Genomic DNA, 10,309 nt, shown 5'->3' on the forward strand with positions numbered 1-10,309 from the left:
GCAATGACTGAAAAAATTTCGTCAGATTTTGAAATCTTCTCATTCAGTGATCTTGATTATGAGAGTATGTCTGTTGAGATCAGATATCAAGGGGTTCCTGTTGCTCAAATTAATAAAGATAAAGGCCTGGAAAATTGTGAAATACAAATTCCTTCTAGATTTTCACCTGGCGATGCAAACTTTGTTTTTCCCTTGGAGGATTTTATTAATGCATTGAACGCGGCAAGGCATTTAATTGCTGATCTTGGATAATGGCTGTATCGAATTTTATAAGGACCGCGAAATTAGTGCCGATCCATTGTTCAGGAGCGTCCTGGTGCTCGCCGAGTGATGCTTAGATCGAGTCAATTCATGGCGGCACTGCAGGCCTCTGACGAAAATCGTAGTGAAGAGGCACTTCGACTGATGGAGCAATGTGCAACGGAGGGAGATCCCGTTGCGTGCTATTTCATGGCGCTTTGGTATCGCGATGGCGAAGGCGTTCTTGCGAGCGCGGTTCAAAGCGAGCATTGGATGCAGGAAATGCAACGGATCGCTGAGTCCGACAATGCCGAGGCTCAATGGGAATTAGGACAGGCCCTTCGATACGGCAATGTCTTTCCTTGTGACGTCCGACGTGCCAATTACTGGCTGGAGCGCGCCGCGGAAAACGGTTGGGGCGAAGCGCAACATCAGTTGGCGTGGTATCTGGAAACAGGGCAGTATGGCTATGCGGATGATAAGCAGATGGCCGAGCAGTGGTACCAACGTGCATTTGAGCAAGAGCATCCTGAGGCGCTTTACACATATGCCCTGCGCGAGTTCAAGGGCGGCAACATCACGGAGAAAGCGATTGAGTTGCTTAAGCGCGCGGCCGAGAAGGGGTTCAAGCAAGCGGAGCACGTCTTGCGTCAGCACACGCACTGAGCGGTGGCCTATGTGATGGAGATTTTCCTCAGAAAGCGCTGAGCCAATGGATTGTTCGAACGCGAACAGCCTAGCCTTTAAACCCTTATGGAATGGTGTCAATGGCGATGCGATGGGGGTTCACACGCAACTCAAGGCCATTTTCAACTCCTGGAGCCCAAGAGCCATCGCTTCCTCGGACCATCGAATAAGCGCATCCACCTGTATCCCATCCTTGGCATCCGCGGCCATCTCCAGCGCCCGGGTAATCCCACTCAACCGTTGCAACCCAAAACTCCCAACGGTGCCCCCCAACTCATGGACTTCCTGCCGCAGGCGGTCCCAGGCCTCGGCGCGGCGGGCGTCATGGATGCGGTCCATGCGCTGCTCGCAGTCGAGAATGAATCGGGTGACCAGCGCGTCGAAGCGGTCAGTGGTGAAAACACGGCGCAGTTCCTCCAAGGCCTTTTGATCGAAGAAAGCATCCGCACTCACCTCGGCGGCCCCTTTGACGAGGGCCGGCAGAGCATGGTGGTCGTCGGCCTCTGCACTCGGTGATGTGAATGCCGTTTCAGGCGCCGGGGCCGCAGACGCCGAAGGCACCTCGTGCCCCCCCGGCACCAACCACCGCGACAGGGTGGCCCACAGCCTTTCCTCCAGCACCGGCTTGGCCAGGTGATCGTTCATGCCGGCCGCCCGGGTGCGCTCGATGTCCTGGCGCGCGGCGTTGGCGGTCATGGCGATGATCGGCAGGTTGGAGTGGCGCGGGTCCGCGCGCAACGCGCGCGTGGCGGTCTCGCCGTCCATCACCGGCATCTGCATGTCCATGAGCACGGCGTCGTAGTCCTGGCGCTCGATGCATTCGAGCGCGGCCTGCCCGTGCGCGGCCACGTCCACCACGAATCCGGCATCGCGCAGCAGCTCCAGGGCCACGAGCTGGTTGAGCTCGTTATCCTCCACCAGCAGCACGGTGGCGCCGCGCACGGCCAGCGGCGGCTGATCGCCGCCGGGCTGGGCCAGGTGGGCCTGCGTGGGCATCCAGCCGTGCTCCAGCGGCTGCATGAGCGTGTCGTACAGCACCGAGGCGCTCACCGGCTTGACCAGCACGGTCTCGATGCCCTGCGCGCGGGCGGCGAGCATGACCTCTTCGCGCCCGTAGGCGGTGACCATGAGCATCTGCGGCACGCGGTCCAGGCCGATCTCGCGGATGCGGCGGGCCAGCTCGATGCCGTCCATGCCCGGCATGTGCCAGTCGATCAGCAGTAGGCCGTAGGGGTGCCGCTCGTCGATGCCCTGGCGCAGCGCAGCCAGCGCCTGCAGGCCGGACTCCACCTCGGTCGTCTCAAAGCCCATGGCCTGCAGCATGTCGGACAGCACGGTGGCCGCCGTCTGGTTGTCGTCCACCACCAGCACGCGGCGCCCGCGCACGCCGGGCGGCGGCCGCAGCGCGGGAGCGGTCATGCCGCAATCGAGCGGCAGCGTCACCCAGAAGGCCGAGCCCTTGCCGGGCTCGCTCTCGGCACCCACCTCGCCGCCCATGAGTTCGGCCAGGTTCTTGCAGATGGCCAGGCCCAGGCCGGTGCCGCCGTAGCGCCGCGTGGTGGACGCATCGGCCTGCTGGAAGCTCTGGAACAGCCGCCCCATCTGCTCGGGGGTCATGCCGATGCCGGTGTCGCGCACCTCAAAGCGCAGCAGCACGCGCTGGCCCGCGCGCTCGAGCACGCGCACCAGGATGTGGATCTCGCCGCGCTCGGTGAACTTGATGGCGTTGTTGGCGAAGTTGATGAGGATCTGCCCCAGCCGCAACGCATCGCCCACCAGGTGCGCGGGCACGTCGGCGGCGGCATCAAGCACCAGCTCCAGCCCCTTCACGCCCGCCTTGTAGCCCACCACGTCGGCCACGCCCTCCAGCATGCGGTCGAGCACGAAGGGCTGCTTTTCGACGATGAGCTTGCCGGCCTCGATCTTGGAGAAATCCAGGATGTCGTTGATCACGCCCAGCAGGTGTTGGCCAGCCTGCTGGATCTTGGAGACGTAGTCGCTCTGGCGCGGCGTGAGGCCCGATTTGAGCGCCAGGTGCGACATGCCGATGATGGCGTTCATCGGCGTGCGGATCTCGTGGCTCATGTTGGCCAGGAAGTTGGATTTGAGCGCGGTGGTCTCCTCCGCCATCTCCTTGGCGCGGCGCAGCTCGCGCTCGGCCCGCTGGCGGTCGGTGATGTCCACGAAGGTGCCGATCACGCCGCCCGGCGTGCCATCGGGCCTCTGGAACCCATGCAGCCAGAACAGCGTGTGGTGGATCTCGCCGTCGGCATAGGGCAGGTCCACCTCCTTGTGCACCGACTGCGCGCCGCTCAGCGCGAACTGCGCATCGGAGTCGAAGGCGGCGCGCTCGGCCTCGGACAGGTAATGCAGGTCCAGCACGGTGCGGCCGATGAGGTCGTCGCGCCGCACGCCGAAGGCGCGCTCGTAGGCGCGGTTGAAACCCACGTAGCGCCCCTCCGCGTCCTTGTAGAACAGCGGCACGGGAATCGCGTCGATGAGCGCCTGCTGGAACACCAGCTGCTCGGCCACCTGCGCCTCCAGCAGCTTCTGGTCGTTCACGTCCACCTGCACGCCGATCAGTCGCCGCGCGCGGCCTTCGTCATCGCGGATGATGCGCGCCGCGCACAGGAACCAGCGCACCTCGCCATCGTGCCGCACCACGCGCCAGGAGTCCTGCAACTGGCCGTCGCTGCCAGCCAGGGCGCTGTCGATGCGCGCCTGGGCGCGGGCCCGGTCCTCGGGGTGCAGGCGGTCGAGCCAGTCCTGCAGGCTGCGCCCTTGCGGCTGCGGCGGCACGCCGTACAGGGATTCGAGCTTGTCGCTCCACACCAGCCGGTCCGAGGCCAGGTCCAGGTCGAACACGCCCACCTTGCCGGCCTCCTGCGCCAGCGCCAGGCGGTCGTTGATCTCGCGCATGGCTTCCTCGGCCGCGCGCGCCTCGCTCACGTCCTCGATCACCCACAGGCACGAATCGCTGAAGCCGTCCATCTCCAGGCCGCGGCCGGACACGCGGGCCTCGAACGTCGTGCCGTCCAGTCGGTGCAGCGTACAGACCTCCCGGACCGCCTCGCCCGCCGCCAGCCGGGCGCCGGTGCGCTCCAGAAACACGCCATGGCCCTGCGCGCCGCCGAACATCCGCGACACGGAGTGGCCGAGCAACTCGGTGGCCGAGCCTTTCATCAACTCGGCGAATGCCGGGTTGAACTGGCGGAACACGCCGTCGCACACCAGCAGGATGGGCGGCGCGTTGTCGAAGATGGCGGTCTGCTGGGCCAGCAGGTCGTTGAGCAGGCGCTCGCGCCGCTGCAGTTCGTGGTGGGCGGTGATGCGGTCGGTGACGTCCTCGTGCAGCCCGACGATGGCGATGCGCCGGCCCCGCTGGTCGAACACAGGCGAGAGCGTCGCCTCTTCATGGAACAGGGTGCCGTCCGCCCGGCGGTTGATGAATTCGCCGCGCCAGGACTGGCCCGACAGCAGCCGCGCCCACAGTTGCTGGTAGGTCTCGGGTGGCGTCTGGCCGCTGGAGATGACCGAGGGCTTGCGGCCACGCACCTCCTGCAGCGTGCGGCCGCTGTTGCGCTCGTACTCGGTGTTGACCCACTCGATGCGCCCCTGCGCGTCGGTGATGACCACCGCCACCGGGCTGGTCTGCAGCGCCGCGCCCAGCACCTGGAACCGCTCCATCGCGGACGTCATGCGGGCGCGGTGGCGCAGCATCTCCAGCATCATCCCGCCCATGAACAGCAGCAGGGCGAACGTACCGCCGCCGATCAGCCAGCGCCGCGACGGGGGCAGCAGCGCGCTCAAATCGTCCAGCGCGACAAGCTGCCAGGTGCCGTCGGGGTCCTTCCAGTCGAGGGGGTGCTTTTCGAGCGCGTAGGTCGTCCCGTTCACCACCACCTCGCGCGCATCGAGCCGAAACGGCAGCGCCGACGCCACGCCGTTGTCGAAGACCTTGCCGAACTGCCGCTGGTCGCGCACGGCATCGATGCGTGCCTGGGTGAGCGGCGGCGCCATGGCGTAGCGCCATTCAGGCCGGGTGGCCGAAAAGGCCACGCCCTTGGGCGACATCAGCAGCATGGGGTAGCCCGAGCGGGCCATCTGCGCATCGAACGCGTCGAACGACACCTTGACCATCACCACGCCGATGATGGCGCTGGCCGGCGAATCGCCCTCGTACAGCGGCGCGGCGTAGTACAGGCCGCGCTCCTGCGTGTTGCTGCCCAGGGCCGGGTACACGTTCACGCCGCCCCGGATGGCCTGTTTGAAATACGGCCGGTAGGCCAGGTTGATGCCGGTGGACGGCGCGCCCGGCGTCTCGTGCGCCACCACGGTGCCATCGCGCGACAGCACGTACACGCCGCTCATGAGGAACCGGCCGCGCACCACGGCCAGGCGGGCGAGCGCCTCGGGCGCATCGGGGGGCAGCTCGCCGGTCGCCACCTCTTTCAGCGCGGGCTCGCTGAGCCCCAGCAGCGTCACGGCACCGAGGATCGGGCTGCCCATGCTCTGGTTGAGCAGCGAATCGGCCGTGTGCGCCAGCTGGCGGCTGCGCTCTTCCCCCCGGCCCGAGGCACGCACGTGCGCCACGGTTTCGACCACCAGCCACGCACCGAGCAGCGCCATGGCGATGACCAGCGCGGCCCCACGGCGCCACCGGGCGTCGCCCATGGCGTGGTCGTGCAGGCCGCCAATGCCGCCGGAGCGGGTGCTCACCGCCATGGGCCGGTACCCCATGCCGCTGGCCGGCCCCGGGGGCCGAAGGCGGTCGCGCAGGTAGCGCGCTCGCTATGCATTCGTGGAGACACCATCACAGTCGCTTTGAACCTTCCATCACGGCAGGACACACACACTGGTCAGGACATGCCTGAGGGGCACGCGCCCTGCAGTATGTCAAAACGTAACAGTTCTTGGAACCTTTTACTTCCAAGCCGTTTTTGGACAATCGGGATGTACCCGCGCCCGGCCCGCTGCGGCCAGGGCACCACCCTGTCAAAACCGGGGTTGTCAACCGGTCCTGTTCGTTTCCCATCTCGCCCGGCCGGCGAGCGGCCGCCCCGAAGCGGCCCGCCCATCCCGCCGCCGTTTCTTTTCTTGCCACCCCACCCCAAGGAGCCCCCTCGACGATGCTGGATTTCCTGTCCCTCTCCCCCTGGCTCGCCACCTTGCTCGGCGCCAGCCTGGCCGCCATGGCCGGTGCCATGGCCCACCGCATCGCCGCGCTGCTCGCCCTGCGGGCCACGCGCGGGCTGCCCGTGCTGCAGACCGTCGTGCAGGCCTGCGTCCCCGCCATGCGCGTGCTGCTGCCCCTGTTCGCCACGCAATTGGTCTGGGTGGCCGCGGCCGATACGCTGCCCCACCTCGGCACGGTGCGGCACCTCACAGGGCTGGCGCTCATCGCGGTGACGGCCTGGGCGCTGATCGCCGCCATCGGCGGAGTGGCGGACGGGCTCATCGCCCGCTACCCGGCGAACGTGGAAGACAACCTGACGGCGCGCCGCGTGGCCACGCAGGCCCGGGTGCTGTCGCGCACCGCCATGACGGGCGTGGTGATGGCCGCGGTATCGCTCATGCTCATGACCTTTCCTGGCGCACGGCAGGTGGGCGCCAGCCTGCTGGCCTCGGCCGGCGTGGTCGGCATCGTGGCCGGTATCGCGGCACGGCCGGTGTTCAGCAACATCATCGCGGGCCTGCAGATCGCGCTGGCCCAGCCCATCCGCATCGACGACGTGCTGATCGTGCAGGGAGAATGGGGCCGCGTGGAAGAGATCACGGGCACCTACGTGGTGCTGGCCATCTGGGACGAGCGGCGGCTGATCATCCCGCTGCAGTGGTTCATCGAGAACCCCTTTCAGAACTGGACACGGACCAGCTCGCAGATCCTGGGCACCGTATTCCTGTTCGCGGACTACCGCCTGCCGCTGGACCCGCTGCGTGCCGAACTGGACCGCATCCTGGAGACGGCACCGGAATGGGACCGGCGCGTGAGCGTGCTGCAGCTCACCGACGTGACCGAGCGCACCATCCAGATCCGCGTGCTGGTCTCGGCCCGATCGTCGGGCCTGGCGTTCGACCTGCGCTGCCGCGTGCGCGAGGCGCTGGTCACCTTCATCCAGCGCGAATACCCGGACTGCCTGCCGCAGGTGCGTGGCCCGCAGGAGACCGCGCGTGCCGACGCATCGCTCGCCCCGTCGCCGTGACGACCACCCACAAACCCCTATTGCAGGAACTCCGTTTGCCACGCGGCGCTGGCGGCCATGCCATGTCTTTTGACATAGGCGGTTGGAGCGCTTGCAGGTATAAAACGCAGTTACTAGAAAGACGAGCGGAATGACCCAAAGGGCGGCGGAAATACTGGTGGTGGACGATCATCCCGAGACGGCGGAGCTGGCAGCGATGGCCCTCCAACTGGATGGTTTTACCGCTGCGATTGCCAACAGCGGCGCGGACGCGCTGAACTACATCGAAAAGCACCAGCCGGCCTGCGTGCTGCTGGATTTCGACATGCCAGGCATGGACGGCCTGGAACTGGCGCGGCGCGTGCGCGACAAGCACAACGACGATATCGTCCTGATCGCCCTGACCGGCTGGACGGACACCAACGACCGCGTCACCGAACTGCTGGCGGTGGTGGACCACCACTTTCTCAAGCCCGTCGATTGGCGGCGCCTCACGGGCATTCTGTCGCCGCTGCGCTGAACACCTTCGCTGCGGGGCGAAGGTTGCGGTTTCAAGGTGCCGCGCATAAGCCCCCTTCCCTTTCTTTCCGACGCATTCGGTCTCCGCCGCGCGGCCTGCCGCCTTCGGTTTACCCGCGCTACCACTCAGGCCTCCTTCCACGGGCATTACAGGCCTTCTCGACCCACAAGCGGCACGGCACTCGGCCCTCCCCGACACCACCGCGACCCCTCGCCCAGCGATTTCGCGCGGGCGGAGCCCACCCGGGGGAAAATCGGCGGACTCATCCCCGCGCGAAGCCACATGGCCGCAGGCGGGGGATGCTCCGAAGACGAACGGCGCGTGCGCCAACAAGATGGGTCGAACATGAAACTTGCCACATGGAACATCAATCGTTGATTCAGGGCGTTTTTTTAATGCACCAGATACCTCCGCAAGTCGTTGATTTCAATGGGATTATTGGTTCATAACGTTTGATAACGTGTCATAGTGGCGCGGCCCCGTTGGGTAGCCCAGTGGGTAGCTACACTGCTAGAGCGTGTTATGAACTTTGCTCCGTGAGAGCGAAGCCAAGGGTAGAGTTTGCAGATGCCCCGCAAGCGCCTTACCTGAGCCTGATGGACCAGCACGCGCCCCAGCGCGAGCATGATCTGCGAGAAGTCTTCAACGCGCTGCGCTGGCTGGTGCGCGCGGGAGCGCCCTGGCGGATGCTGCCCAACGATCTGCCGCCCTGGGAAGCGGTTTACCAGCAGAGCCGGCGGTGGCTGGATGCGGGCTGCTTCGAGGCCATGGTCTCTGATCTGCGCTCCATCATCCGCGTGGCCCAAGGGCGCCAGGGCCAGCCCAGCGCCGTGGTGATGGACGGGCGAACGCTGCAATCGAGTTGCGAGAGTGGCCCACGTGCAGGCTATGACGGCTACAAACGCAAGCGAGGCAGCAAGGTGCACATGGCCGTGGACACGCTGGGCCATCTCCTGGCGGTACATGTCACGCCGGCCGACGAGCAAGAGCGCGCTCAGGTGCACCAGTTGTGCGAGGACGTGCAGCAGGCCACTGGCCATACGGTGCAACGGGCCTGGGCAGACCAAGGCTACACGGGTAAGGCGGCATCCAAGGCGGCGCAGGACAACGGCATCGATCTGCAGATCGTGAAGCTGCCCGAGGCGAAGAAAGGCTTTGTACTGCTGCCGCGGCGCTGGGTGGTGGAGCGAAGCTTTGGTTGGCTGGCGAGGTTCCGCGGGCTCTGCCGGGACTATGTGCGGTTGCCGGAAGTGCTCGGCGGGCTGCATTTTCTGGTGTTTGCAGTGCTCATGTTGCCCGCCGCTGCACGGGTGCTAGCTGCGGCGGGAAGTTCATAACACGCTCTAGCTACCCAATTGGGATATCAAGATGCCGAAGGTCACACACACGCTTTCAGACCTGCAAATAAGACGGTGGATTACCAAAGGCGAGCCCATCGCAAAGTCGGATGGCGATGGGCTGACATTCACGCTTTCGGCCGGAGGCACCGCCTCCTGGGTTCTTCGCTACCGTCTGCCAGGCGGCCGGCGCAAAGAACTGGCCATCGGAAACTACCCCGACACTTCACTATCCGCTGCGCGCGAACTGGCCCGCAGCATCCGCGCTTCGATTGATTGCGGAGCGGACCCCGCCGCAGAAAAGCAGGAGCGCAAGGGCCGGGAAGCGGCAGAGTGGACCATCCGCGAGCTGGTCGCCGACTTCCGCGAAAAGCGCCTGCTCGTGCCCTTGTACGCCCAGGGCACCATCAACTACCGGAACGCCGACTTCGACCAGATCGTGTTGCCTCGGTTCGGGTCGTGGAAGGTGACGAAGGTGAACTCCATGGACAACGCCACAAATCGAGAAGGGGTATAGAAAGCAGGCACGAAGGAAAGACCGATTGAGCCATCGCGCCCCAGGCTCTGAGGCAACGTGCATCCACAGATTTCGGCCGTTAAACCCTCGTAGAGCATCCCGCCCACTAGGTCGCCGTCCCGGCGTAGCCCGATGGCGCGGGCATCCTGCGCACACGCCAGCCCAGGCACGCGGGCCTGAACAAAGGGCAGAACAACAGCGAAATCGTATTCCATAGAATGAGCCATGCGGGCATGTTGGCAGGCTTGGCACGCGCTAAGACGACTTGGCTAACGATCTGGCATCATCAATCGATTGATACCCAGATTCCCCACATTCCCCACGTTCAATGAAATTCAAACTTCTGGCGGATTCGTTCGATTCAGTGTTCCTAGACAAGCCAACTGGAGGAAAACTTCGGCTCGTGGTTGATCGGCTGGATCGACCTACCACGTTGTCAGATTTCCACGTTGGAGATGGCCAGATAACTAGCGGCATTTCGGATTACGACACTCCCTTCGTCACTACAGAAATCATTAGCGCCAATCAACTATTGATTTCGATGGAAGGCACAAGCTTCTGGTTGAGAACGGATTTGAGTGTTGATAGACCCAGAAGCAGCTTCAGTGCCGCGCCCATACCCATTGTCAAAGGCACTCCTATATACACTCAGCCGGTTGTTGAGCCGATGGATCAACCTGTTCACACGCCTTCGTTTGGTAGGTTCATAGTGCGAGAAATCACTGTTTTGGCACAGCCGGCCAAACAATAACGGCAGGATCTTTTTGAAATGCGCTGATAGCGGGGCTCTCCCTCTGAGATAGCTCCCTGATTCCCCGGCCCCGTC

The 10,309-nt window shown here is 64.6% G+C and carries 8 protein-coding genes; 7 read left to right on the forward strand and 1 reads right to left on the reverse strand.

Annotated elements, in window-relative coordinates; all coding sequences use genetic code 11:
• On the forward strand, positions 1–252 hold a 252-nt coding region (locus tag AC27IO_RS15455), incomplete at its 5' end, for a hypothetical protein (RefSeq protein WP_498739536.1).
• A gap of 99 nt (positions 253–351) precedes the next feature.
• Entirely contained in the window at positions 352–906 is a 555-nt protein-coding gene (locus AC27IO_RS15460; RefSeq protein ID WP_498739538.1) for a tetratricopeptide repeat protein, read from the forward strand.
• Positions 907–1,026: 120 nt separating this feature from the next.
• Here AC27IO_RS15460 and AC27IO_RS15465 read toward each other — a convergent pair whose 3' ends face one another.
• Positions 1,027–5,652 carry a PAS domain S-box protein gene (locus AC27IO_RS15465; protein ID WP_498739540.1) on the reverse strand — a complete coding sequence of 1,542 codons (4,626 nt, stop codon included), beginning with the start codon at positions 5,650–5,652 and terminating at the stop codon, positions 1,027–1,029.
• A gap of 404 nt (positions 5,653–6,056) precedes the next feature.
• Here AC27IO_RS15465 and AC27IO_RS15470 point away from each other — a divergent pair, with 404 nt between their 5' ends.
• The 5 genes from AC27IO_RS15470 to AC27IO_RS15490 all read left to right on the forward strand — a co-directional run bounded on the left by AC27IO_RS15470 (position 6,057) and on the right by AC27IO_RS15490 (position 10,234).
• Positions 6,057–7,130 carry a mechanosensitive ion channel family protein gene (locus AC27IO_RS15470; RefSeq protein WP_498739542.1) on the forward strand — a complete coding sequence of 358 codons (1,074 nt, stop codon included), beginning with the start codon at positions 6,057–6,059 and terminating at the stop codon, positions 7,128–7,130.
• Positions 7,131–7,260: 130 nt separating this feature from the next.
• Positions 7,261–7,629: a response regulator gene (locus tag AC27IO_RS15475; RefSeq protein ID WP_284427740.1), complete on the forward strand. Its 369-nt coding sequence runs from the start codon at positions 7,261–7,263 to the stop codon at positions 7,627–7,629.
• 536 nt (positions 7,630–8,165) lie between these two features.
• Positions 8,166–8,966 carry an IS5 family transposase gene (locus tag AC27IO_RS15480; RefSeq protein ID WP_487088766.1) on the forward strand — a complete coding sequence of 267 codons (801 nt, stop codon included), beginning with the start codon at positions 8,166–8,168 and terminating at the stop codon, positions 8,964–8,966.
• A gap of 31 nt (positions 8,967–8,997) precedes the next feature.
• Positions 8,998–9,483 carry an Arm DNA-binding domain-containing protein gene (locus AC27IO_RS15485; protein ID WP_487088768.1) on the forward strand — a complete coding sequence of 162 codons (486 nt, stop codon included), beginning with the start codon at positions 8,998–9,000 and terminating at the stop codon, positions 9,481–9,483.
• Between the two features lie 328 nt (positions 9,484–9,811).
• Positions 9,812–10,234: a hypothetical protein gene (locus AC27IO_RS15490; protein WP_487088770.1), complete on the forward strand. Its 423-nt coding sequence runs from the start codon at positions 9,812–9,814 to the stop codon at positions 10,232–10,234.
• Positions 10,235–10,309: the final 75 nt, after the last annotated feature.

The organism is Acidovorax sp. KNOB132 (assembly GCF_057541515.1).

Excerpts from the sequence above, each read along its gene's own strand:
- AC27IO_RS15465 (WP_498739540.1), bottom strand. The coding sequence starts at position 5,652 with ATGGCGGTGAGCACCCGCTCCGGCGGCATTGGCGGCCTGCACGACCAC.
- AC27IO_RS15460 (WP_498739538.1), top strand. The coding sequence starts at position 352 with ATGGCGGCACTGCAGGCCTCTGACGAAAATCGTAGTGAAGAGGCACTT.
- AC27IO_RS15470 (WP_498739542.1), top strand. The coding sequence starts at position 6,057 with ATGCTGGATTTCCTGTCCCTCTCCCCCTGGCTCGCCACCTTGCTCGGC.
- AC27IO_RS15490 (WP_487088770.1), top strand. The coding sequence starts at position 9,812 with ATGAAATTCAAACTTCTGGCGGATTCGTTCGATTCAGTGTTCCTAGAC.
- AC27IO_RS15475 (WP_284427740.1), top strand. The coding sequence starts at position 7,261 with ATGACCCAAAGGGCGGCGGAAATACTGGTGGTGGACGATCATCCCGAG.
- AC27IO_RS15485 (WP_487088768.1), top strand. The coding sequence starts at position 8,998 with ATGCCGAAGGTCACACACACGCTTTCAGACCTGCAAATAAGACGGTGG.